The 24,754-nt window shown below is 55.8% G+C and carries 21 protein-coding genes; 7 read left to right on the top strand and 14 right to left on the bottom strand.

Annotated features, from left to right (window positions below):
* The first annotated feature begins 1 nt into the window (after position 1).
* Positions 2–727 (top strand): RDD family protein, encoded by a 726-nt coding sequence (locus VI25_RS07315; protein WP_045687799.1) that lies wholly within the window; start codon positions 2–4, stop codon positions 725–727.
* A gap of 87 nt (positions 728–814) precedes the next feature.
* On the opposite strand, the gene VI25_RS07310 is transcribed toward VI25_RS07315, so the two are convergent.
* The 3 genes from VI25_RS07310 to VI25_RS07300 all read right to left on the bottom strand — a co-directional run bounded on the left by VI25_RS07310 (position 815) and on the right by VI25_RS07300 (position 5,563).
* A complete protein-coding gene (locus VI25_RS07310) occupies positions 815–2,794 on the bottom strand; it encodes a DUF4394 domain-containing protein (protein WP_161806889.1) in 1,980 nt (659 codons plus the stop codon).
* A 234-nt stretch (positions 2,795–3,028) separates the two neighbouring features.
* Positions 3,029–3,757, bottom strand: coding sequence for an SDR family oxidoreductase (locus VI25_RS07305; RefSeq protein ID WP_072144772.1), 729 nt, complete (start codon positions 3,755–3,757; stop codon positions 3,029–3,031).
* A 162-nt stretch (positions 3,758–3,919) separates the two neighbouring features.
* On the bottom strand, positions 3,920–5,563 hold the full coding sequence (locus VI25_RS07300) for a bifunctional GNAT family N-acetyltransferase/carbon-nitrogen hydrolase family protein (protein ID WP_236704941.1): 1,644 nt from the start codon (positions 5,561–5,563) through the stop codon (positions 3,920–3,922).
* 1,045 nt (positions 5,564–6,608) lie between these two features.
* On the opposite strand from VI25_RS07300, the gene VI25_RS07290 reads away from it, so the two are divergent.
* The gene (locus VI25_RS07290) at positions 6,609–7,115 is read left to right on the top strand and encodes a hypothetical protein (RefSeq protein WP_055562393.1); all 507 of its coding nucleotides are present in this window, start codon (positions 6,609–6,611) and stop codon (positions 7,113–7,115) included.
* A 166-nt stretch (positions 7,116–7,281) separates the two neighbouring features.
* Here VI25_RS07290 and VI25_RS07285 read toward each other — a convergent pair whose 3' ends face one another.
* From VI25_RS07285 to VI25_RS07240, 10 genes are all read right to left on the bottom strand, one after another.
* Complete coding sequence (locus VI25_RS07285) at positions 7,282–7,935, bottom strand: CoA transferase subunit B (RefSeq protein ID WP_045690266.1); 654 nt, start codon at positions 7,933–7,935, stop codon at positions 7,282–7,284.
* A gap of 43 nt (positions 7,936–7,978) precedes the next feature.
* Positions 7,979–9,280 carry a serine hydrolase domain-containing protein gene (locus VI25_RS07280; protein WP_045690265.1) on the bottom strand — a complete coding sequence of 434 codons (1,302 nt, stop codon included), beginning with the start codon at positions 9,278–9,280 and terminating at the stop codon, positions 7,979–7,981.
* Between the two features lie 39 nt (positions 9,281–9,319).
* Entirely contained in the window at positions 9,320–10,018 is a 699-nt protein-coding gene (locus VI25_RS07275) for a CoA transferase subunit A (RefSeq protein WP_045690264.1), read from the bottom strand.
* Between the two features lie 28 nt (positions 10,019–10,046).
* Positions 10,047–11,282, bottom strand: coding sequence for a carboxypeptidase-like regulatory domain-containing protein (locus tag VI25_RS07270; RefSeq protein WP_045690263.1), 1,236 nt, complete (start codon positions 11,280–11,282; stop codon positions 10,047–10,049).
* 60 nt (positions 11,283–11,342) lie between these two features.
* Positions 11,343–12,296, bottom strand: a complete 954-nt coding sequence (locus tag VI25_RS07265) for a bifunctional riboflavin kinase/FAD synthetase (protein ID WP_055562392.1) — start codon at positions 12,294–12,296, stop codon at positions 11,343–11,345.
* Between the two features lie 139 nt (positions 12,297–12,435).
* Positions 12,436–13,269 carry a tRNA pseudouridine(55) synthase TruB gene (gene truB / locus VI25_RS07260; protein ID WP_045688526.1) on the bottom strand — a complete coding sequence of 278 codons (834 nt, stop codon included), beginning with the start codon at positions 13,267–13,269 and terminating at the stop codon, positions 12,436–12,438.
* An 8-nt stretch (positions 13,270–13,277) separates the two neighbouring features.
* Positions 13,278–14,066 (bottom strand): undecaprenyl-diphosphate phosphatase, encoded by a 789-nt coding sequence (locus VI25_RS07255; RefSeq protein ID WP_045688525.1) that lies wholly within the window; start codon positions 14,064–14,066, stop codon positions 13,278–13,280.
* 108 nt (positions 14,067–14,174) lie between these two features.
* Positions 14,175–14,567 carry a DUF3098 domain-containing protein gene (locus VI25_RS23280; RefSeq protein WP_072144770.1) on the bottom strand — a complete coding sequence of 131 codons (393 nt, stop codon included), beginning with the start codon at positions 14,565–14,567 and terminating at the stop codon, positions 14,175–14,177.
* Positions 14,568–14,629: 62 nt separating this feature from the next.
* Positions 14,630–15,520: a cell division protein FtsX gene (locus tag VI25_RS07245; protein WP_045688524.1), complete on the bottom strand. Its 891-nt coding sequence runs from the start codon at positions 15,518–15,520 to the stop codon at positions 14,630–14,632.
* A 104-nt stretch (positions 15,521–15,624) separates the two neighbouring features.
* The gene (locus VI25_RS07240) at positions 15,625–20,163 is read right to left on the bottom strand and encodes a translocation/assembly module TamB domain-containing protein (RefSeq protein ID WP_055562391.1); all 4,539 of its coding nucleotides are present in this window, start codon (positions 20,161–20,163) and stop codon (positions 15,625–15,627) included.
* 285 nt (positions 20,164–20,448) lie between these two features.
* Here VI25_RS07240 and tsaD point away from each other — a divergent pair, with 285 nt between their 5' ends.
* The 5 genes from tsaD (at position 20,449) to VI25_RS28360 (ending at position 23,637) form a co-directional block, all read left to right on the top strand.
* Positions 20,449–21,456, top strand: coding sequence for a tRNA (adenosine(37)-N6)-threonylcarbamoyltransferase complex transferase subunit TsaD (gene tsaD, locus VI25_RS07235; RefSeq protein ID WP_045688521.1), 1,008 nt, complete (start codon positions 20,449–20,451; stop codon positions 21,454–21,456).
* 95 nt (positions 21,457–21,551) lie between these two features.
* On the top strand, positions 21,552–22,025 hold the full coding sequence (smpB, locus tag VI25_RS07230; RefSeq protein WP_045688520.1) for an SsrA-binding protein SmpB: 474 nt from the start codon (positions 21,552–21,554) through the stop codon (positions 22,023–22,025).
* A 157-nt stretch (positions 22,026–22,182) separates the two neighbouring features.
* Positions 22,183–22,986 carry a C40 family peptidase gene (locus VI25_RS07225; protein WP_236704940.1) on the top strand — a complete coding sequence of 268 codons (804 nt, stop codon included), beginning with the start codon at positions 22,183–22,185 and terminating at the stop codon, positions 22,984–22,986.
* 160 nt (positions 22,987–23,146) lie between these two features.
* Entirely contained in the window at positions 23,147–23,356 is a 210-nt protein-coding gene (locus VI25_RS28365; RefSeq protein WP_316934278.1) for a hypothetical protein, read from the top strand.
* 14 nt (positions 23,357–23,370) lie between these two features.
* Positions 23,371–23,637 carry an HNH endonuclease gene (locus VI25_RS28360; RefSeq protein ID WP_316934277.1) on the top strand — a complete coding sequence of 89 codons (267 nt, stop codon included), beginning with the start codon at positions 23,371–23,373 and terminating at the stop codon, positions 23,635–23,637.
* A 111-nt stretch (positions 23,638–23,748) separates the two neighbouring features.
* Here the strand turns inward: VI25_RS28360 and VI25_RS07215 are convergent, their stop codons facing one another.
* Positions 23,749–24,615: an alpha/beta fold hydrolase gene (locus VI25_RS07215; RefSeq protein WP_045688517.1), complete on the bottom strand. Its 867-nt coding sequence runs from the start codon at positions 24,613–24,615 to the stop codon at positions 23,749–23,751.
* Positions 24,616–24,754: the final 139 nt, after the last annotated feature.

The following is a 24,754-nucleotide window of genomic DNA, read 5'->3' as shown; positions in this document are numbered from 1 at the left end:
AATGAGTACAATTCGCATTCAGACTGCCCAAAACGTGGTGGTGGAGTATGAAATTGCCAGCGTGGGCGAGCGGCTGGTGGCCCATATCATCGATAGCCTAGTACTCGGAATCTACACTGTAGTGTGTGGATTTGTGGTACAATACGGTCTGAACTCTAGTACCTCTCAGGGTATTCTGGCCATTGCTCTTATTGTCATTCCGGCCTTGCTCTACCATCCTCTGTGCGAAATCTTCTTCGGAGGGCAGAGTTTGGGAAAGCACATGCGCCACATAAAGGTGACGCGCGTGGATGGTACCCGCCCCTCCGTAGGCGACTACCTGTTGCGCTGGTTGCTGGCCCTCTTTGAAATTCAAATGACCAGTGGGGTAGTAGCCCTGCTGTGCATTATCATAACTGGCCGTGGGCAGCGCCTCGGCGACCTGGCCGCTGGTACTACCGTTGTGAGCTTGCGCCCCGCCGCCCCCGATGAACTCAATCTCGGTAACGTACCACCTAACTACCAAGTAGTATTTCCTCAGGTAGCCCAGCTTACCGACCACGACATTGCCCTGGTGCGCCGCCTGCTTGCGCAAGCCCTGCGCCGCGACAACTTTGTGCTGCTGAATGAGGTAGCTAACAAGGTTAAGACGCTCACTGGCATTCATACGGACCTCCAGGATGAGCCTTTCCTACGCACCATTCTTCGCGACTACACCGCGCTAGCTCAGCAGGAAATGACCCTCTGAGCAGGTGCCGCTTGATACACCATATACCAACAAGAAAAAGCCGGCCCACGCAGTGTGAGCCGGCTTTTCTTATTAAGTATGGAATGACTACTGTACAAACACGCGCTGCGTGCCGGCAGGTTGGCCATCTAAAGAGAGACGCACGAAGTAGAGGCCCGTAGTGCGTGAGCTTGGCTGCCAGCGCACCGAATGCGTACCAGCATTCAGCTTGCCGGGGCTGAGGCGTTCCACAGTGCGACCCAGCGCATCAATTACAGTTAGTTCGGCCTGGCCAGCACGGGGCAGAGTGAAAGCGGCAGTAGCTTCGCCCGCTACAGGGTTTGGCGACAGAATAAAGCCAGTAGCCAATTCTGCGGCCCGGGTGCTGGTAGCAACGCCAGCCGCGCCTGCAATGGCAATATCGCGCACCGTAATGCCATTGCCGATGTTCCCCACCAGCGTAGCGGCGCCAGTTGTCAGGTTGAGGGTATAGAAGCCACTGTTGGGCGAGGTGCCCGTAGTAGCTACTAAGTAGCCCGTGTTTACGCCCGCGCCGGTGCTGTAGATGTCGATGTCTACGTTAGGAGTAGTTGTGTTTACGGTGATGCCGGAAGTGCCTACTGCCGTCAGCTGCCCGTCCATGGGAGGATTGGCCGTGCTTTGGGTGTTAAGCTGGTTCAAGGTCTCATCGTAGTTGTACAGGGTAGTACCTGAGGTAGTACTTGCCCCAGTGAAGCTGTTAGTGTAAGCCACCGCCCCAATGTTTGGCGTACCACCTCCAGCGTAGGATAACACGCCATCGGTAGCGGCTAGCGTACCGGTTACGGGGTTTAGGCGGTAGTTATTGCCATTGGCACCTACTACCCGAATGCGGTCTACCGTCGGGTTAAAGTCGAAGCCAATGCTGCCCGTACCTAGCGCCAGAGCCAGTGAGCCACTAATAGAAGTAGCTGCGCCTGTGGTAGCGTTAATAGCATACAGCTGCCCAGTTTGGGTAGTAACATTGTACCCTAGCGCATACAGCGCATTGTTTAATGGGCGCACATCCAATCCCACTAGGGTTTGGGCTGCGTCAATGCCCGTAATTCCCACCGAACCACGGATGGTGGTAGGTAGTGCCGTGTCAAACGAAATTAGGTTGGTGCCAGCAAGAGCGTAGGCCAACTGACCCGTAATAGCAGGCAAGGTAGGCCGGTCGATGGCAAACGCAATGTCAGAAATAACCACCAATGGGCCAGTGCCCAGCGGGCCAACAGACGTGGTAGCACCCGTGGCTAGGTTAACCGTGTACAGCGTGGAGGTAGCAGCAGTAAGGCTGGTGATGGTGGCCGTGCTGAGGTAAGCTACGTTCGTGCTAGTAGTTGGATTGAAATAAATATCCAGGTCGGAAATCTGGCCTGCCCCATCGGTAGCTATGCCTAGGGGCCCTACCGTAACCAGAGTGCCATTGTTTGGAGGACGCTGGATGACCAGGCGGCTATTAGCCTCATCAATGTCGTAGAGGTCTGTGCCCGTGCTACCAATGTAGCTATTGGTGTATGCTACCGAGCCTACGCTTGGCGTTTGGCTGGCATTGGCATCTCCAGTTGCGTAGGCCAAGTTGCCGTCGGTAGCAGCTAGGGCACCGTTGTTGGGGTTCAGGCGAAAATCGGTGCCGGCACCGCTTACTACCCGAATACGGTCCACCGTAGGGTTGAAGTCAAAGCCGATGCGGGCCACGTTCGTACCTAAGTTCAAGGTCAGGGCCGTGCCCACAGTTGTGGCTACGCCTGTTGTACGGTCAATGGTATACATCTGTGCCTGAGTGCCCGTTGGGTTGTAGCCGAGCGCAAACAACTGGCCCGTATTGGGGCGCACATCAATACCAACAATCGTTTGGCCAGCAGTAACCCCCGTAATGGGTACCGTAGCCGTGAATGTACCTGGGGTAGTAGCGTTGAAGGTAACTAAGCTAGCAGTAGTTGTACCAGTAACAGAGAGTCCATAAACCGTTTGCGCTTGCGCCGCGCCCACTGTTAGCCCTAAGGCGGCTAGCCCTAAGGCGGCTTTGCGCAGAGAAGACATCCGGAAAGTAGATTTTGTGTTCATGCTAAAAAAGAATGGTGAAAAGGAATAGAATACAAGGCATAAGCTCGACCCTGCAGCTTGCATACGGGGATAGATTATAAAATGGATTTATTTTAATATACTTTTAATCTTCTCAAAATGAACGCCTTGTCACACTGAGTTGAGTTCAGTAAGCTAAAATGCTGTTGCTGAGCTAGCCAACAAACGAAGCGGGTGGTCCCCAAATGGGAACCACCCGCAGGCATGCACAAAAATTTATACTACCCTACCACGCACGGGTTGCCCCTGCCACGTCAGGAAGCTGCCGTTTTCCTCGGCGTGTAGCTGATCCGTAAGGCGGATAATACCCCGGGCCGAGTCGGAGGGGGAAAGGGTAGCAGCACTGCCTCCCATGCCCGTACGTAACCAGCCGGGGTCTACTACCACCGAAATGACGCCCTGGTGGCCTACCTCAGCTGCCAAAGCGCGCATGTACATGTTCAAGGCTGCTTTGCTAGCTGAATAATGGTAAGGCTCTCCGGAAGCTTTCCAGGTGAGTGAGCCTTGCCCAGATGAGAGACTAACAATGCGAGGCTTGTCGCCGGCCTTTAGTAGATCGAGGAAGGCTTGCGTGACAAGCAGGGGCCCTACGGCATTCACTTGAAATACCGTAAGGGCATTGTCCGAAGTAAACTCGCCCAAGCGTTGGTTGGCAGGGTCTTCTGGCCCGGCACCGGGGAAAATACCAGCATTGTTAATTAGAACGTCAAGGCCCGCCGTAACGGCCCGCACGGCCCGGCGCGCCGTCCCAATGGAGGCTTCGCTTGTGATATCAAGGGCAATGAGGTGCAGCTTGCCTGGGTGGCTGGCCGCAAGTGCCTGCAGATCAGCGGCAGCTTGGGGCTGGCGGCTGGTGGCAAACACGGTGTTGCCCCGCTCCAAGTACTGGCGGGTAAGTTCAAGGCCCAGGCCCCGGTTGGCCCCGGTAATGAGGACGCGCTTCATGGAAGAAAAGAGAATAGGTGACGTTAGGGGGCCGCAGTTTACATCAAAAACAGCAGGCTCCGTACCTATTCCCGAATTCTGTACCAACAAAAAAGCCCACCACATAGGGCGGGCTTTTCAGTAAGCGTGAAAAGAGCGTAACTATGGCGCTACCAGGGGGTGCTAACCAGCAGACACGGCTTTGCGGCGGCTGGACGTTTTAGGAGCGCGCTCCTCACCTTGGGCTAGCAACTCATCGTCCCGCTCGGTTTTCTTTACCCAGCTCACGGAGTACAAATCCTTGCGTCGGTCGCGCAGGTTGCGCACGGCTCCGCTGGTGTTTAAGTCCTTCAGCAGGTCCAGGTCCAAGTCGGCAATAAGGGTCATCTCCGTATTCGGGGTAGCCTCGGCCACGATGGCATCGTGAGGGAATGCAAAGTCCGATGGGCTAAATACGGCACTCTGCGAGTACTGAATGTCCATGTTCTCTACGCGCGGTAGGTTGCCTACTGAGCCCGTAATAGCCACATAGCACTCGTTTTCGATGGCCCGCGCCTGCGCGCAAAGACGCACACGCTGGTAAGCATTCTTGGTATCCGTCCAGAAGGGCACGAACAGGATTTTCATGCCCTCGTCGGATAGCATACGGGCCAGCTCCGGGAACTCGGCATCGTAGCAAATCAGAATGCCGATTTTGCCGAAGTCAGTGTCAAAACACTTGAGCTTGTCGCCACCGCGCATACCCCAGTAGCTAGCCTCGTCGGGAGTTACGTGCAGCTTATACTGCTCGTCCACGGTGCCGTCGCGGCGGCACAAATAGCTTACGTTGTACAGCTTACCATCATCGTAAAGCGGCATGGACCCAGCAATGACGTTGATGTTGTAGCTCACGGCCAACTCCATCATTTTGGTTTTGATGGGCTCCGTGAAAGCTGCCATGGAGCGAATAGCAACGGCCGGCGACTCTTCGTTGGTGAGGGCCATCATGGGCGCATTGAAAAACTCGGGGAACAGCACGCAGTCGGCCTTATAGCCCGAAACGGTGTCCACAAAGAACTCCATTTGCTGGAAGAAGTCCTCCAAGTTTTGGGTAGCTCGCATCTGCCACTGCACAATGCCAATGCGCACGTTGGACTTCTGGTTGCCGATAAGCTTGTCGGCTTCCTCATCGTAGTACACATTAATCCACTCTAGCAGCGTTGCGTAGGCTTTCGATTCGGAGTCGTAGGGCAGGTAGCCCCGGATCAGCTTCCGCACGTAGAAGTCGTTGGCCAGTTGGAAGGTGAGGATAGGGTCCGTCAGTTCCTTATTCCGTACCATTTCCACGTACTTGGCCGGCGTCATCTCGTTGGCATACGCCGCGTAGCCCGGAATGCGTCCCCCGGCTACCATAGCGCGCAGGTTGAGGTTTTCGCACAGTTCCTTGCGCGCGTCATACAGACGGCGGCCCAAGCGCAAGCTTCGGTACTCGGGGTCCACGAATACGTCCACGCCATACAGGGTGTCGCCATCCGAGTCGTGGGTGTCAAACTTGCCGTTGCCCGTAATCTTGGCGTAAGTGTGCTTGTCGCCAAACTTGCTGTATTCCACAATAATGGCCAGCGCCGCGGCCACTACCTGCCCATTATCCTCAATGCAGATCTGCCCTTCAGGAAACTTGCGCAGTAAGGCGTTGTACTCATCCTGAGCCCAGGCACCCTCCATATTGGAGTATACCTTGTCCATGATTTGCTTCACTGCCTTAAAGTCAGCTTTCTTTAAGGTGCGCAATACCAGCCGGTGGGCCGGAATAGCGGTAGGAGTCATTAACTCTGGGGCAGTAGGCATACCCGGTAGTGTAGTCTTTTTGGCGGGGCCGCCGCCAGATTTTGCATGAGAACCAGTGGCCATATACGAAGTACAAAATGTCGGTAGAAAGAAAGCAAACCTACCGCGCCCGACGCGACAGTAGGTCCGTTTTACGGGTGCACAACAACTTTGGCGGCAAAAAAGCTCAGTAGCTCTGCGAATGCTCCGCGGCGGAGTGCACTACCGGAGAAGCAAGCGCAAGAGTCTGCAAGCTACCATCAATAAGTGTCTAGTAAATAATTACTATCAGATATAGAAGCAGATGAATACCGCAGCGTCAATAATACTCGGCTTATTTCCAGTAGCCTTTGTAGGGTTGTGGCTACTAGTAATTTGGGTTGTTCCCCTCGGAGGCTAAGCCCGGTTGGCTCAATACTTCCGTTTGTTGCCTAATAACTCAGTCGTGTATGTCGAGTCAGCCGGGTTTGAGTCGGGCACGTTGCGCAACCAAGGAAGTATCGGTCCTGGTTCGCGCTACCGTGGGGGCCTAACGCTTCGCTTCGGCACAGCTGGGTTGGGGTTGGCCGTGCTCTTTCTGTTTCGCCTCAATCACCCTCCGTTGCACATTCCCTGGTCGGCAATTGGCCCGGTGGAGGAAAAAATCTGCCTTGTTTGGCTTGAGCCACCAGTACCAATTACTCGTTACCCTTCCCAATGACTTGGGAAAAGTAGAATTGCACTTGGTGAGTAAGACACTTGTGGAAAAAATAGAATCTTATAAGCAGTTGGCAAGTATAGGAAGCCAGCAGAGATAACCACACAACACAATCCGTGGTTGGGCCTTGATGGTCGTTAGGTACATCATTAACTACACGGATGGTACACCTAGTAAGCTGCTTGGTGGTGAACTGCACCCGATGAGATAAGTATAGGCTACAGGGATGGTAGCACCGCTGAAAAGATGGTTTTCAAGGCAACGTTAGAAAGGAGTACAAGCAGGAACAAAGGCACTACCTCACATTGTAAAGCCAGCCGTACCTTTCTGTTGGTTCGCCCGTCCGGGCGCCGTGTTGTACCTTGCGCTATGCTACCGCCCGAAGAACGTCGTTTTCAGACTTTAGGAAGTCTGTTGGCTGCGCCGGAATCTTTTCCGGCTACGGCTTGGCTGTGCGCGCCGGCCGCCGTGGCGCAGTGGCAGGCTACTACCCCAGCCGCGGTGCTACTTGTGGCGGCCGCCGGCCAAGCCGTGCCAGCTCCTACGGGCTTGGCCCGCATCCTGTTCATGGACGAAGTGCAGCTAGTCATGCGCCGCCTATTAGAGCAGGTGCCCGGGGCCCCCGACTGGCTACGGGTAGAAATTTTGGCCCGGTACAAAACCGAGCACGAGTTTCCAGCCCTTACCGGCCACCCCGATATTTTGGCCGACTATTTGGCCGAAGCCGTACGCGGCGGCGGCCTCAGTGCCAGCGCCGCCTTGGCTCATCTTCAGCGCTACTTTTCCCATTTCACGCGTGAAGCTGCCGAGCGTATTATGGCGCAAGCTACTTTCGCACGCGCTAGTTGCAAGGATGTATTGCGCTCAGTAGGATAGATTAATTGTGTTGCAATGGTGCTGGCCGCTCCTCAAAATACAAGGCCTAACAGTAATGGGTTACCGTCCTTGCTAGGGGGTAGGTAACCCATTACTGTTAGGCCTAGCGTTCGGAGAAGCGCACAGGGTGAGACTATAGACTGTTTACAGGCCCAATAAAGTCGGGTTATAGCACCATTTCGGGTACTTCGCCGGGTACTACCAGCTTGCCGGCTGTTGCGGCTTGAATTTGCTCTACACTCACTCCAGGCGCCCGCTCGCGCAGTACAAAGCCGTCGGGCGTCACATCGAGAACCGCCAGCTCCGTTACTATTTTCTTGACGCAACGCAGGCCCGTGATGGGCAGCGTGCAGGCCGGTAGCAACTTGCTGCTGCCATCTTTGGCGACGTGCTGCATAGCCACAATAATATTTTTGGCCGACGCCACGAGGTCCATGGCGCCGCCCATACCCTTTACCATTTTGCCCGGAATCTTCCAGTTGGCAATATCACCGGTTTCGGAAACCTCCATGGCCCCCAGAATCGTCAGGTCCACATGCTCGCCGCGAATCATGGCGAATGAATCAGCGGAGGAGAAGATACTGGAACCCGGTAACGTCGTAACGGTTTGCTTGCCCGCGTTGATGAGGTCGGGGTCTACCTCCTCATCGGTGGGGAAAGGCCCCATGCCTAGCAGGCCGTTTTCCGACTGCAACTCTACGTGAATGCCCGCGGGAATGTAGTTGGCTACCAGCGTAGGAATGCCAATACCCAGATTAACGTAAGAATTGTCTTGTACTTCTTGTGCAATGCGCTTGGCAATGCCGTGCTTATCGAGCATAGGGGTGGGAGTAAGAACAGGGTGGGAGAGAAGGTAGAAGTGGCTATTTCGCCGGTGAGGCAGGGGCCTCAATCACCACCTGACGAACCAGGCGCTTGAACTTGCCAGCCAAGTCGCCACCGGCAGAGTTGGGGTATTTCTGGGTATAGAGCAGGGCCACAATTTTCGCCTTTGGATCAACCCAATAGGTAGTACCAAAGATGCCGCCCCACTCGAAGGAGCCCTCAGAAAGGCCAGTTTGCGCCGCCGAGGTAGCTGTAGTCAGACTAAAGCCCAGCCCGAATTTGTTTTGCCCTTGATTGACGGTGCCAATTTGGTTGCTGGTTATGAGGCGCACCGTGGCGGGTTTCAACAGACGACGCCCTTGGTATTCACCGCCATTGAGCAGCATTTGCAGAAACACGGCGTAGTCATCGATGGTAGACGACAGGCCGGCGCCCCCCGAGAAGTAGGTGCCAGCCGCTTTGGGGTAATCTGGCGTCATGCCATCGCGCGGCCCCATTTTAGCGGTTTTCTTGTTGGCGTCCTCGGTATACAGCACGGCCAGGCGCGCCTGCTTGGCGGCGGGCAGGTAGAAGTAGGTGTCGCGCATGGACAGGGGCTCGAACAAGCGCGTCCGAAGAAACTGGTCGAGCGTTTGTCCCGATACTACTTCGATTAGGTAGCCTAGCACGTCTACGCTCAGGCCGTAGGTAAACTGCTCGCCGGGCTGGTGCATGAGCGGCAACGGTCCTAGCCGGTTCATGGCGGCGGCAAGGGTGCCGCCCGGGGTGCCAATACCACTAGGAATCTGCGCTTTCGCATAAATAGCCCGTGCCTCTTTCGTACCGATTACGGGGTAGCTGATACCGGAAGTATGAGTCAGCAGCTGGCGGATGGTGACCTCACTGCGGGCCGGTACGCTGGTGTAAGTAGAATCCTTCTCGTTGAACGTGGCTAATACCCGCGGATTGCGAAAAGCCGGCAGATACTTCGAGATAGGGTCGTCGAGCTGAAACTTGCCTTGCTCATAAAGCATCATTACGCCCACACTCGTTATGGCCTTTGTTTGGGAGGCAATGCGCAGAATGGCGTCCTCCCGCAAGGGTTTTTGAGTTGCCTCATCATCCACCCCAAAAGCCTTGCGGTACACGATCTTTCCGTCGTGGGCAATGAGAGCTATAGCGCCGGGCACGCGGTTGTCGGCCGTGTACTCCCGTAGTAAGGCATCAATGGCTGGCAGTGAAGCCGGAGCTGCTTTCAGCGTAGTAGCGGCGCTGGAGCGAGGCTTGGCGGGGGCTACTGTTTGCGCCGAAGCGCCAACGCCACCGAACAAGAAAAGAAGTGCGAGGGTTGTCTGTTTCATAAAAGAGGCAGGTAGAAAGGAACGGAATTGAGAGGCTGCCTACCCCTGCCGCACCGTGCGTTGTTCAATACGCTTTTCGTAGTGCTGGCCCTGAAAGATGCGCTGCACAAAGATGCCCGGTGTGTGGATATGGTTTGGGTCTAGCTCGCCGGCGGGAACCAGTTCTTCTACCTCCGCCACCGTAATCTTGCCTGCCGTGGCCATCATGGGGTTAAAGTTGCGAGCCGTACCCTTGTACACCAGGTTGCCCGCCGTGTCGCCCTTCCAGGCTTTCACAAAGGCAAAGTCGGCGTGCAGAGCAGTTTCCAGCAGGTACATCTTGCCATTAAACTCCCGGCTTTCTTTGCCTTCGCCCACTTCTGTGCCGTAGCCGGCGGGCGTGTAAAATGCCGGAATGCCCGCACCACCTGCCCGCACCCGCTCCGCCAGGGTGCCCTGCGGAATCAACTCTACTTCCAACTCGCCCGACAGTAACTGCCGCTCGAACTCGGCGTTTTCGCCCACGTAGCTGGAAATCATCTTGCGGACTTGTCGGGCCTGTAGTAGGCGGCCAATCCCGAAGTCGTCAACGCCCGCGTTGTTGCTGATGCAAGTGAGGTTTTTCACCTTGAGGCGCAAGATTTCTTGAATGGCGTTTTCGGGAATGCCGCACAGGCCGAAGCCACCGAGCATTAGGGTCATGCCGTCGCAGAGGCCGTGAAGGGCCGTGGGAGCATCGGCTACTACTTTGTTAATCATGGAAAGAAGGTGGGTGGGAAAAGGATGGTTAGCGAACAGGTGCCGCCGAAGTGGGCGGAAGATAATCAGTGGGTAAAAATTCACCCATTTTCTCGAACCCCCAGTACCCATCCGTGAAAACGGCCAGTGGTTCTAGCAATTGCCCGTTGGCTTGTACCTCAGCCCGCAGTGGGTGCAGCATTAGGGTAGAAACCTGCTGGGTAGGTGCGGGCAGAGAAGGAGCACCTACAGGCCGCACGGGCTGATAGTTGGGGTCGGGGGCCTCATGCCGATACGTTATCTGTACATAATCACGGAACCGAAGCCATACCCTACCAGAGTCCGTTTCTCGCAGGCTGTCGATGGGGCGTGGGGCCGTGTATAGTAGCGAAAAGGCCCGCGGGACTTTCGTCCAACGAGCTATGGAGTCCTGGTCGGCGGGGGAGAAAGGCTGGTTGTGCCGCGCCTGGCGTAGGGCTTTCGCCAGGCTGTCGGCCCGGGGAAAGCGGGGGTTGGGAACGACGCGCATCTTTTGAACCAGAAAACCCTCGGCGGCTACCTGGTTCAGGTACACGCTCCGCAGAAAATGAGGCAAGGAACCCCGGTAGGCCCGCTGCCGGTTCTGCAGCCACTGCTGGCGCTGTCGTTCGTTGCGGGGCTTCATTTCCTGGAATACCGGCCATCCGTAGAACGACATGTACTGCTCCCGAAAATTGAGCGTAAACTCCAGACCGTAGTACTTGATGCGGTAGCCCAGCGCTGCGTTGTCTACTTGCAAGAACGTAGGGCTGCTGGCCGTTAGCTCATTCCTGTCCGCGTTGTACTGCACGTACACGGCCTTGGGGTTGCGAATTCGGCACTGGCGCGAGAAAACAGTGCGGCCCAAGAAGGTTTCGGCAAACTTTTCGTAGTCGCCGGGGCGGTTTGAGCCGGGCCGCACGACTACCTCTTGGAGGTGCTGAGTTGAAGGTTTTAGCTGCAAATCCAGCGTTTGCGGGCCGTTGCCCACCGTGATGGTGCGCTTGTAGAGCGAATAGCCCAGGTAGGAAATAATGAGGTCGTACTGCCCAGCCGGTACATTCCGAACACTGAACTGGCCCTTGTCGTTGGTGCTGGCGCCGTAGGTGGTGCTGGCCAGAAAGATACTGGCTAGCTCCAGCGGTTCCCGCGTGAGGGAGTCGCGCACAATGCCGCTCAGGGTTCCTTGTCCGTGGGCCTGGTAGCTTCCTGCCCCCATCAGCAAAGCAAGCACCAGGAAGCGTATGCGCAGTATGGGAGCTACCATGAAGCAAAAAGTACGAGGCCTGGAGAAGCGCCGTCAACGACGAAGACCGTTGCCGGGGGCCTAGCCGCCTAGCAAGTGTCGGCGGGCATCTTCGGCGTCCTGAAAAAGCTGGGCCTTCAGAGCATCCAGGCCCTCAAACTTCTGCTCGTCGCGTAGGCGGGCCACAAACTGCACCGTGAGCAGCTGGTCGTACAGGTCGCCATCAAAGTCGAGCAGGTGCGCTTCCACGGTTTGGGCCAAGTTGCCACCTACGGTAGGGCGCACGCCAATGTTAAGCATGGCTGCATGGTGAGTGCCGGCCGCTGTGGTAGCCATTACGGCATACACTCCCCGGGCAGGAATCAGCTTCAGCGCTTCCGCACATTGAATGTTGGCCGTAGGCCAGCCAATGGTACGGCCCAGTTGGCGGCCTTTCACTACCGTGCCCGTCAGCGGGTAGCTGTAGCCCAAATGGCGGTTGGCGGTGGCTACGTCGCCAGCTTCCAGGGCCTTACGGATGCGGGTACTGCTTACACCTACGGCATCTACATCCTCCCGCGGAATTTCCTCCACTTGCATACCGTAGCGGCCGGAGTGTTGGCTGAGGTAGTCGAAGCCACCCTCGCGGTTTTTGCCAAAGCGGTGGTCGTAGCCGATAACGAGGGTCCTGGTGCCCACCGTACGCAGCAGAATAGTTTGGATGTATTCTTCCGATGTCCAGCTGGCTAGCTCCCGGGTAAAGGGTACGATAAGCAGGTAATCTACGCCAAACTCGGCTAGCTTCTCAATTCGCTCATCCAAGGTATTGAGCAAGTGAAGGTCTAGGGGCTCAGGGTGAGAAAGGGGGGGGGCCAGCACTAGGCGGGGGTGAGGCCAGTAGGTGATAACTACGCTGGGACCTCCGCTCTGCCTGGCTGCCTCGCAGAGGCGGCGCAAAATCTGCTGGTGTCCTAGGTGCACCCCATCAAAAGTGCCCGTCGTAACAACGGCATTGCCCAAGTGCGGAAACTGCGCGGGGTCCCGAAAAACGTGCATCAGGTGTGAAGATGAGGTGGTAAAAATGAAGCTGGGACAAAGATGCAGTACAAACCGCAAAAAAGGCACGAAGCGGTGCTCCGTGCCTTATACGTACTTCTAAAATCAATAGGATAGGGCAGCCAATCGTTTGGGTGCCTTACGAAGCTGGCTCTGGGGCGGCGCCTTCTGCGCCGGGGGCAGTAGTGCTAGCGTGGTAGTACTCCAAGCCGGCGCGGCGCTCGGGCTGCCGTTCCCGCCGCGGGCGCGGCGGACGGTCTGCTTCACCTTCCGGGCGGGGCGGCCGCAAAGCCTGAATGTCATCAACAGTTAGGGCGTCTGTGAGCTTGTACTCGCCAATGCGCGTGCGCACTAGCTTGGTTAGGTGCGCCCCTACCCCAAGAACGGCGCCAAAGTCACGGGCAAGGCTCCGGATATAGGTGCCCTTAGAACACACCACCCGAAAGTCTACTTCGGGCAGGGCAACGCGCGTAAGCTCAAACGTGGTAATGGTGACTTGTTTGCTCTTGATTTCGGCCGCGTCGCCGCGGCGTGCTACTTCGTACGCTCGCTCGCCGTTCACCTTTACCGCCGAAAATAGCGGGGGCGTTTGCTCAATGAGGCCCGTGAACTGGGGAAGCGCCGCAAGCAGGTCAGCCTCTGAAAGGTGCTGGTAGGGTAGCTCGCTATCCACGGGCGTTTCTAGGTCGAAGCTTGGAGTAGTTTGACCTAGGCGGAAGGTGCCCGTATATTCCTTCTCCTGGGCCTGAATCTGATCAATCTGCTTGGTTTTCTTGCCTGTGCACAAAATCAGCAAGCCAGTGGCCAAGGGGTCGAGGGTGCCGGCGTGCCCAATTTTCTTGATGCGCAGCGTATTCTTCACCTTGCGCACTGCGTCAAAGGAAGTCCAGGTCAGAGGCTTGTTGAGAAGTAATACTTCCCCTTCTTCAAAATTGAAGCGAGGAGTAGCGGCCGGTTGTTGTGCGTCGCTCATACAGAAGGTTAAATAATCTGGAGCGGAATGCCCAGCGCAATCATTACCAGAATAACAATGCCCACCACAATACGGTAGAGCCCAAACGCACGAAAGCCATAACGCGACACAAAATCTACGAAAGACTTCACGGCCAACAGCGCCACAATAAAGGCTACTACGTTGCCAAACAGCAGCAGCTTAATGTCCTCGGCACCGGGCGCGGCTACTTTGTAGGTCTTATACAGTTGGTAGGCCGTGATAACAAACATGGTGGGTACCGCCAGCAGAAAGGAAAAATCGGCGGCCGAGCGCCGGTCAAAACCCTGGGATAGTCCACCCACAATGGTAGCCGCCGAGCGGGATACGCCCGGAACGAGGGCCAAGCACTGAAACAAGCCAATCTTGATGGCCTGCGGGAAGCTTGGGGTAGTCACTTCCTTGCGGGCACCCGAAAACCACCGGTCAATGAACAACAGCACAATACCGCCTACCACCAGCGAAGCAGCTACTACCGTTACACTTTTCAGGAGTTCCTCAATGTAGTCCTTGAGTACGAAGCCCAGAATACCGAAGGGAATAAAGGCTGCCGCTAGCTTAAGATAGAAATCGAAGCTCTGCAGAAAACGCCGCCAGTACAAAACCACTACCGCCAGAATAGCACCAAACTGAATGGACGTGATGAAGGTATCGGTGAAGGCAAACTGACCAATACCGAGCAAGTTGGCCACGATAATCATGTGGCCCGTGCTAGAAACGGGGAGAAACTCGGTGAGGCCTTCAACAATAGCGAGTAGCAGCGCGTGCCAATACGACATAAGGAGGAGCTTGAGGGGGCGTGTAAGACGTAGACTTGATTAGAAAGCTACCGATACAGTAGAACGTCATGCTGCGCTTGCTAGGTAGCCGCTCTGGTGACTGCTAATTCATTGATTAGCCAGGCAGAAGCTGCTATAGCAAGCGCAGCATGACGTGCTGCGTGGAGTGGGTAGAGGCGGCAGATTAGCGCTTGTAAGTAGGCGCTTGCGGAGCGGCGGGCGTAGCAACGGGTGGCACCGGTTGCGACGGAACGGTGCTTGTCGTAGCCACGTCGCGGGCAATAGGAGCAGCCGTCGATTTAGCATGATGGCCCAAAATTCAATTAGAAAGCCAATAGCTAGCAGAATAGGGCCCAAGGTGATGCCCAAAAATCCTTCGCCGTAATCCTCTTTGTCCAGCGTCATGGTGATGAAGCCAGCCGCCAACACCGCTAGCCCAATAAACATAAGCCGGTAGTTGCGGGGCCCGAAGGCGAAGCGAGGAGTGGTGTTCTGTTCCATAGCACAAAGGTAGGAAGGTTCCGAACAAGGGTTGACGCAAATTCAACCAACCCGGTATTTCATTAATACAACTCGTCCAGCGACATCCCCGAATACTTGCGCACTGCCCGCCAAGAACTAAGGAAACCAATGCCCATGCCCAGGATAACCAGCGCCACTACCAAGGCCCCAATAAGGCGCTCATCGCGGAACAAGCGTAGCTCTTCTAGCTGCAGGTAGGCGTATTGCAGCAAAGCCAGCAACAGCAACCCAGCCAATAGGCCGCTGACCAAACCTTGCCACACGGCCCGCCGCAAAAAAGGCCACTGAATAAACGACTGAGTAGCCCCCACCAACTGCATAGACCGGATCAGGAAGCGTTGCGAAAACAAAGCTAGCTTGATGGTATTGTTGATTAGAACTACTACCACGAAGGTGAGCACCACCGCAAAGCCTAGGAGTACTAAGCTCACATTGCGCAGGTTCTTATTGACGGACGTAATAAGGCTTTCCACGTACTCTACTTCAAATACTCCCGGCTCCTGCCGCAACTCTTCCCGAATGCGGCTCAGGTTCTTAGCGTCGCCGTAGTCGGCATTGATTTTAAGCAAGTAGGCGTCGCGCAATGGGTTGTCGCCCAGAAACTGCTGGAAGTCTTCGCCCGTCTGATCAATGAGCTGCTTGGCCCCCTCTTCCTTAGATAGAAAGCGTACTTGCGGCTGCTGGTCCTTGTAGGCAATGTAGGGCTTGCGCGAAAAGTCCTGCTGTAGGCGTAGAAGCTGCGTTTCTGGCAAGTTGCGGTCTAGGTACACCTGCATTTCCAGGTTTTCCTTTACCAGCGTTGAAAGCTTCTGGGCGTGGATCAGCAGCATCCCAAACAACCCAATTACCAGCAGCGCCAGCGTAATGCTAAACACTACCATGGTGTGGGGGTAGCTGCCTAGTTTCTTCTTGCGGGTCGGTCGGGTTTGCATTAGGTGCGGGGTAATGGGTGATATATAGCGTGTGTAGGCGCACGGGGCAGGTAGCTTGCCGGGCCGACCGCACGCTAGTTACATACTGGTGCGGGGATCGTCGTCTATTTGCAATTCCCGGGCCTTGCGGGCGTTCTGGTCGCGGCGGCGGAGGCGGCGCCGTGCAAATAGCTCCCGGAACGAATCAAACTGCTCGGTGTGCACCACCGAAATACCAGCCGCGCTTGGTTGGTAGCTTGGCCCAGAGCGGTAAGGTCGCGCGGGGTGGTTTCGTAGCGTAGCTTGGCCCGGAACTTACCATCGGGGCGCAGGTAGTATTCTAAGCTCAGGTCGCCAATGAGGGAAGTTTGCGTACTGGCGAGCTGGGGGTTGGAACCATTAGCCGAGGTAGAACCGAAGCTTCCTTCGCGGGTAATGCGCAGGCGCCCATTCATAAATGAGTAGCTAAGGCGCAATTGCAGGGCTTGCAAGTCCTCGGCTGTGAGTCCGTTCAGGTTAAAGCTAATTTCCAGGTTCGGGTCAATCTGCGACGTGAGCAAGCCTAGCTGGGTTGAAATAATCTGCCCAAGGCTGTTGCCCAGCGCATTGTTTTCACCCTGCAAACGTGTCACGGCTAGAGACCCTATTGGAGTCAGCTGGCGAAATACCACTAGGCTGAATACCTGGCGGTTTAACTCCTGCTCGTCGTTTCGCAGAGAAGAAAGGAACGGAGCCAAATCGCCCTCCAAGGACGACGGAATATCATTGAACTCCAGGTTCAAACGAATAATGGGCTGTAGGATGGGACCCGTCAGGTTCATCACCGCCGTCACGGGTACCACCGCCGTGTTCGTAGCCAAAATGGGGGCCAAGGAAGTGCGCTGGGTATACGTTGCCGTTACGTTCATTTCGCCGGCTAGTGGGTCGCCATTCCAGGCAATCGTGCCGCCAGGCCGTACCACAAATTCCTTGTTCACCAAGCCTTGCAGCGTAAAGTTGTACGCTCCTCGCACAATCTCTACCTGCCCATACATGTTGAAGTCGCCGCGGGTATCAATGTTCAGGCGTAGCTGTCCGGTGGCCGTCCCGCGGATGATATCACCCGTGCTTTCATCCAAGAGAAGCTCTAAGTAAGCATCGGGCGTGATGTCCAGATTCATGTTCAGGCGGATGCCCGACAGGTCGGTGGTACCGGCTACTTCTACTGCCTGGCGGGCGCGGGCTGTGTCGGGCAGGTTCCGGTTCACAAACTTGATGTACTTGGCCTGTTCAGCTTTAGCGGCATTATCAAAGGGCAAGGAAATTCGGGTGCCTGCCTCGCTGCGCGCTGTCACGTTCACAAATAGGTTGTCGGCGGGGCCGCGCACGACGGCCGTGCCGGTGGCGTAGGCCTGACCAAAGTATAGCTCGTTGTCTTTGCGGGTGGTGTTGAGCACTTGTAGCTTACGGAAGGCCGCGTTCAGCTCCAACCGCATGTCCTGAAAGCCCTGCTCGAAGATGCTGCCGTTCACCACTCCACTATTTCCTTGCGGGTCACGCACGGTGATGTTTTGCAGTGCGATTCGATCCTCCAAGAAGCGAATTCGGTCTGAGAACGTATAGGTAGTGCCGAGGTAGATAAAGGTCAGCTGCCCATCAGTTACGTCAATGTTGCCAGTAAGCACCGGCGCATTTAGCTTGCCCGTGAGGCGTAGGGTGCCCACTGCCGTACCCCCCAAGTCGCGGAATAGGGTGCTGAGAAAAGGCTCGGCCAGCTTAACGGGCGCTTGGTCAAGAACGCCCATCAGGTTTAGTTGTTGGGTTTCGGCTCCCGGCGTGTACGTACCCGTTACGGCTACCACCCGCTTCTTGTCGCGCTCCACGTCGAGGTTCACAGCCACGCGGCGGGCCGTATTGTCCCAATCGCCGCGGCCTTGCACGTTGCCAATGAGCACGTTGTCCATCTGCAACGAATCCACGCGTAGGGTTGAGTTAACTACCAGCTGACCATACACCCCGCTAATGGTACCCAGCGCGTTTACTCGGCCCGCAAACTTCTGCCCGCCCGTTAGGCTGCTCAGAGTGGTAAGCTCAAAGTCTTTCACCGTGAGGGCGAGGGGCTTGTTATCATCCTGGGAAATGAAGCCCTGGGCGCTGATGCTTTGGTTGCCGTTGCTGAGCGTAACGTTTTGGAAGTCGAACTCTTTGCCGCCCCCCGAAATTAGGAGAGAGTTATTGGGCGCTATTGTCCAGTCCTTGCCCAGCACATTCACCCCAGACTGGCGGAAGGTGATTTTTACGGCATTTTCGAGGAAGGCCAGGGCCCCGTTGATCTGGGCGCGGTTGGTAGTACCCGTTTGGGCCAATGAAGTTGAGAAGTTGATTTTCTCCTGGTCCCACACGCCTTCCACGTAAAATTTCTCGGTAGCCCCTAATCCTGGTACCCGCTGGCGCTCCGAGGTTACGCTGGCCTGGGCCAAGACTTCGGGCTGGTAGGGAAGCTTTGAGGTGTTAAGTTCAAAGTCGCTGTTTACTACCTGCACGCTATCGTAGCGCAGGGCGTTTACGTGACCCCCAAGCTGAAAAATGGAAGTCTGCCCATTTTGGAGAGAGCCATCAATGCGCGTAGAGTCCGATATCGTGAGCTGCGGCAGGAACAAGTGCAGCACGGGGTTAGGCTGCTTCAGGTACAGGTTCAGGGCAATCTGATAGTCGGGAAGGGTACGCTGGCGCTTGCGCCGGTAGTAGGCGGCAATGGCAGCATCGTTGCTACGGAAGTTGAGGCGATACTCCTCGATAAGCGTGGTCACGTCCTGAATAACCGTGCTGGGCGTAAAGTTGCCCACTAGCCCTAAATTCAGCACTTCCGAGCGCACGGACACTTGGCGTTGCCCGGCTTGGTAGCGGCTGATGATGTCTAGTGTATCTACGGGAACGGCCCGGCCCGCGTAGCTCACCCGAGAGTTGCGCAGGCGGGCATACCCTAGTAAGGCATCCAGAGTCAAGCCCTGAAACTTCACGTCGGCGGTGGTGGCAACTACTACGCTCTGCTTGGTGAGTCCTAAGGCCCGCAAGTCCGCCCGGCGAATACGGGCGCGCAAATCGAAGGCTTGGCGCGCTTTGTTTACGTCAATGGTGCCGTCCGCATCAAACTGTAAGCTTGGGTCGTTGGCAGCAATTTTACCCGTGAAAGACTCCCGGCTAAAACGCCCGTTTGTGTTGATGTTGCGGTAGCGGTAGCCGTTCAGCCAAATGCTTTGCACGGTGGCATTGGCCGTTAGGCGGGCCGTGCGCAAGTCAAACCCTACCCCTTCTACCTTGCCGTTCATGGTCACATCGCGCACGGTGCGCTCATCGCCCAGCAAGCGTCCCAACTGAAAGCCCGTAGTGCGCACCTGGCCTTCGTAGCTGGAGTAGCGCGGGTCGTTCTTGAACTTCACGTTCACGTCGGATACCACCGAGCCCAGCGCGGTTTGGAACGAGCCGTTGGCTACAAAGTCGTTGTAGAAGCCCAGGAACTGGCCTTGGAGCTTCACCGTACCTAGGCGTTGCACGTAGGGCCACCCCGAAGCTGGAATGTAGCGCCGAATATCGCGCCCATCTACTACTGACGGCTGCAGGCGCATCTCCACAAAGCTCTCCTTAATATTGGGAAGACCTTCTACGTTGATGTTGCCTCTCACCCGGGTAGCACGGCCGTACTGAATATCTAGGTTGCGGGTAGTGAAGTTGCGTACGTACCCCTTGGCATCACCCGAAATCAGAACGGTTTCTTTCAAGTCGCGCATGAATGGCTGCGGCGCAAACTTGGCAATGTCGTCGGAGTTTACCCGGCTGGGCTGGAGGCGGGCAATTACCTTTACCGAGTCGTTGAAGTCGGTGAAGTTCAGGAAGTGGTCGTACTCGAAGCGAATGTAGTTGCTAAGCTGGCTGTTCTGCACGCGTAGCATCAGCTTATCAAATTCCCAGAACTTGCCCGAATAGGTCATATTCGAGGTCAGTTCGCGCAGGCGCGTGCCCGATGGGGTATCCACGGTGCGCAGCCCGCTGATGTTAGCGTGAATCGTGTCGCCCTTAATCCATAGCTGGTCAGCGTCGGCATAGATGCTGTCCAGGTACATGTGGGCGTAGTCCATGGTACGCCCATACTCCGGAATGCGCGGCACATTCTGGCGTTCCAACACGAAACGGCCATTGCGCAGCGCAATAGCTTCAATTTTGAAGTCGAAGGGCTTGCTGACTTTGGTTGTGTCGGAAGGGCCAATCAGGCGCTTCACAGCCCTAATAAACTGGTCTAGGGAGGTAGAGTCGGGCTGATCCTTGTACGTTACCAAGTCAAAGCGAGGCTCTTCCAGGGTGAGCTTGCCCACGTGGAGGTGGGACGGGTCAAACACGGAGAACAGCCGGATGTCGGCATCGGCCCGGCCAATATTGAACAGCTCATTGCCGCGGCGGTCTAGCACTCGCACGCCTTCCAGTAGCACCCGCGAAAACGGACGGATATCTACCCGGTTCACAATAACCTTCTGTCCTAGCTTTTCGGTGAGGATGCTGGCGGCCCGCTGGGCAACCGAGGTTTGCACGCTTGGCACCCGCAAGGCCAGTAGAATTCCCGCCACGGCCAGCACCACTACCACCAGCAGGGCAAACAAAACCTTAAGAATGACGGATAGGAACCGGGGCACGGGCAGGAAGAGGGAGAGAAGCCAGGAGCGAGTCGCAACAAAGATACAGGGTTGACCCCGACCGTTGCCTACGCATCTGCCCCGCGAAAACGTTTAGGATGGCGTTTGGGTTAGCTAGAAAACGCTGTAGTCGGCAATCTGGTGTTTTGCTCCGACCTTTACAGTCAAAACAAGCCATAAATACCGGCTCTCCTCGCGCCAGGAAGGCCCAAGAAATGGCACGCAGTTATCTTTTCCTTTTTAGAGAAGTAGCGCAGATGCTCCTTCACTAGGTTCACTGAACATATGCATCCTACCATTCTGGCCATCGAATCTTCTTGCGACGACACCTCGGCTGCTGTGCTGATGGGGGGCGAAATCCGCTCCAACGTGGTGGCAACCCAGCAGGTGCACGAACAATATGGGGGCGTAGTGCCTGAGTTGGCTTCCCGCGCCCACCAGCAGCATCTTATTCCGGTGGTAGAAGCCGCCCTGCAAAAAGCTGGCATCACAAAACAGCAACTTGATGCGGTGGCTTTCACACAGGGGCCGGGGTTGCTGGGCTCCCTACTGGTAGGCGGTATGTTCGCCAAAACGTTGGCCCTCGCCTTGGGCAAGCCACTGATTGCCGTCAACCATATGCGGGCCCATATTCTGGCTCATTTCGTGGAAGAGCCCCGGCCCGTATTTCCCTTCCTGTGCCTGACGGTAAGCGGCGGCCATACCCAGCTAGTGGTAGTGCGTAGCGCCTTGAATATGGAAATCATTGGCCAAACCATTGACGACGCGGCCGGTGAGGCCTTCGATAAAACGGCCAAACTGCTCGGCTTGCCCTACCCCGGTGGCCCCCACCTCGATGCGTTGGCTCGGCAGGGTAACCCTACACGCTTCCCATTTCCGGTAGGAGCCATGCCCGGCTATGATTTTAGCTTCAGTGGCCTGAAAACGGCGGTGCTCTACTTTTTGAAGAAGGAAACGGCCCAAAACGCCAACTTTGTGCAGGAAAACGTGGCCGACCTGTGCGCCAGCATTCAGCACACCATTATCCAAACACTTTTGCGTCAGTTACGCCGCGCTGCCGCCGACCAAGGCCTTACCCAAGTAGCGTTGGCCGGGGGAGTAGCCGCCAATAGTGGTCTGCGCCAAGCGTTGCAAGATGAAGCTGTAGTGCAAGGCTGGGCGGTATTTATTCCCGCTTTTCAATACTGCACCGACAACGCGGGCATGGTGGCCAAAACCGCCGAGTTTCAGTACCAAGCCGGTGATTTTGCCGATCAGCTCGTTAGCTCCGACCCTCGCCTGAAGCTAGCATAGCTTCATCTTACCTTCCTTACTTTAGGTAGATTTCGCAACCTTGCCCCTCGCATTTGCGAATCTTGCTTACGCCGCTCTCACCGCGGCTCTTTCCCATGGCCAAACAAAAAGACGATACGCCCAAGCGCGTCAATATTCTAAACCGTCGCGCGAGTCACGAATATGCGTTCATTGTAAAGTACGATGCGGGCATAATGCTACAAGGCACCGAAATTAAGAGCATTCGGGATGGCAGCGTGCAGATCCAAGACGGCTTTTGCTCCTTCCACCCCGATGGTAGCCTGTGGGTGCACAACCTAACCATTGCCAAGTACACCGAGGGTACATACAACAACCACGAGCCTACCCGGGCCCGCAAGCTGCTACTCACCAAGCGGGAGTTGAAACAGCTGGCTAACAAAAACCAAGAGCAGGGCCTCACTATTATTCCCATCCGTATGTTCGTCAACGACCGGGGATTTGCCAAGCTGGAAATTGCCCTAGCCAAAGGCAAGAAGCTGTTCGACAAGCGCGACGACCTGAAGGCCAAAGATCAGAAGCGGGAGATGGACCGTGCCCGGGACTACTAGCCCTACCTGCGAAAGGAGTTTTTAGGTAGATATTTGGCTAGTTGCATTTTAAGCGGGAGCTTCGTGCAAGTATAACGAGAGCAAGCGCGAGGAAAGCCTTTCGTTTGCCCATGACGAGCAATGGCTCCTCATGTCACCATTTCACCTTCCCATTGTTTTGGAACACGGAATCTGCGCCCTGAGCGTAGTGCCGGTACGCGCCGAGCCTTCCGACAAGGCCGAAATTGTTACCCAGTTACTTTTCGGCGACTGTTATTCTATCCTACTCGTTCAAGGAAACTGGTACCAGGTACGGGGCGCGGCCGATCAGTACGTGGGCTGGATAGACTTCAAGCAGCATACGCCGGTATCGGCCGAGTACTTGCAGGCGTGGCTCGCGCAGGATCATCCGCGTACGTTGGACGTAGTGCAAATGGTAAGCGACGAGAAGACACGCCTGCCCGTGAGCTTGGGCGCGCGCCTACCATTCTTTGATGGCATGACCCTGCGCCTGGGCGAGCGGCAGCTATTTTACAATGGAGCCGCCACAAATCCCGCCAACGGACACGGGCCCCATGGCCCCGTAGACCAGCGCCTGCGCTTACTGCAGAAAATGGCTCTTACCTTCCTTAAGGCGCCGTACTTGTGGGGCGGCAAAACATTGTTTGGTATCGACTGCTCGGGGCTGATGCAGCAGCTGTACGGGCTCATTGGCGTGCAGCTTCCGCGCGATGCTCACCAGCAAATCCAGCTTGGGCAGGTTGTGCACTTCGTAGGCCAAACGCGCCCCGGCGACTTGGCTTTCTTCGATAATGCCGAAGGGCGTATTGTGCATGTGGGGCTCATGCTGGAAGAGCAACAAATCCTGCATGCTAGTGGGGAAGTACGCATTGACCCCCTCGACCACAACGGCATCTTCAACCGTAACCAGCAGAAGTACAGCCATAAATTGCGTCTTATTAAGCGCATTCTCGTCGATTAGAACCAGTCCACCAGCAGGAGGCTGACCGGGCGCTGCTAGCAGCACCAAGTTCACCCCTATACGTCTTGCATTCTAACTGAATCTAAACGCGACGCCTGTTGTTAATACGCTAAGAATCATCTAGCTTTCTGGCAGACCAGATTCCTTTTTCTTAGCGTGTATGGACCAAAAAGTGCTTGTGTTGAACGGCGACTACACCGCTATTACCCTGTGTAGCGTGCAGAAAGCTTTTGTGCTGCTGTTTTTAGAGAAAGCCGAACTGATTGCCAAGTCGGATGGCGTGTTGCGCAGTGTGAGCAAGGCTTTTCCAAAGCCTAGCATCATCCGGTTGCAGCGCTATGTGCGCGTGCCTTATAAAGCATCGCCCTAAGCCGGCATAACATCATGAAGCGTGACCATTTTGAGTGCCAGTACTGTGGTTCGACGAAAAACTTAACGCTCGACCACGTGCTGCCCAGGAGCAGGGGAGGCGACTCCAGTTGGAGTAACTTGCTTACCGCTTGCTCCCGGTGCAACCACGCCAAAGGGCACCGCACCCCGCAAGAAGCTGGCCTTACCATTCGCCAACAACCTAAAAAGCCTACGCTTTCGGGTTTCTTGAAGCTAAGCGCTGGCACTCTCGACGAAAACTGGCACGCATACCTACACTAAAACCGGTTGCCCTCGGGCAAACCGGTTTTTTTGTGCGTATTCATGGCACAAAAAAGGCCCCGCGTACGATACGCGGGGCCTTTTTTATAGGGCATGCGGAAGCATACTGCGCTAGTAACGGTCGGCGGTTCCTTCTACCGTGCCGCCAGCTGCAAAGGCCAGAATGTCGCGGTTGAGGCGCTCTTTTTCCGTTACGAACAACCCGTGGGGTGCACCGCTGTATTCTACAAACTGAGCGTGCGATACATATTGCGTCATCCGCTCGCCGCTCACTTTGGCGGGTACGGTATCGTCGCTGCTACCATGAATAACTAGCGTAGGTACTTTGAGGGTTGCTAGGTCCTGGCGGAAGTCGGTAGCGGCGAAGGCGTACACGCACTGTTCCGTGGCGCGGGGCGAGGCCAATTGGCAGATAGACTGCATCCAATCTAGCGTGGCCTGGCTGACAGGGTGGCTGATTACGCCCACCCCGAAGAACTTCTTGCCAAATGACTGGAGGAAGTCAAACCGGTCTTTCCGGATGCCATCTACCATATCGTCGAACACTGATTTATCGGCACCGTCGGGGTTGTCGTCGGTTTTGAGCAGGAAAGGCGTCACGGCTGATACGAAAGCTACCTTGCTTACGCGGGCTCCGTTGTAGCGGCTCATATAACGTGCTACCTCGCCGCCACCCATGGAAAAGCCTACCAGCGTTACATCTTGCAGGTCTAGCGTTTCCAGCACCGCGTTTAAGTCGTCAGCAAGCGTGTCGTAATCGTTGCCCTCCCAAGTTTTGGATGAATTACCGAAGCCGCGCCGAGTGTATGCAATAACCCGATGGCCATGTTTAGGGAGTTCAGCAAGTTGGTACTCCCACATTTCATAGGTAGCGGGCCAGCCGTGAATAAGAACAATGGGGCTACCTTGACCTTGGTCAATATAGTGCAGCTTTACGTCGTTGCCGTTAACATCGGTACCTGCTTTGATATAGCTCATGATGAGGTTGTATGAGGAGGTGAGTAGGGAAATCCAGTAGTGCTTAAAAGCAGTGATATTCTACGCGGACAGGTGTGCACAGATGAGCTAATGCCAATATGTTGTACGTTGCCCAGCAGCGGTGAAGAAACCTCTTACT

This window comes from Hymenobacter sp. AT01-02, from assembly GCF_000961955.2.
GTDB lineage: Bacteria > Bacteroidota > Bacteroidia > Cytophagales > Hymenobacteraceae > Hymenobacter > Hymenobacter mucosus.
This window is presented reverse-complemented; position numbering and strand designations above follow the sequence as displayed.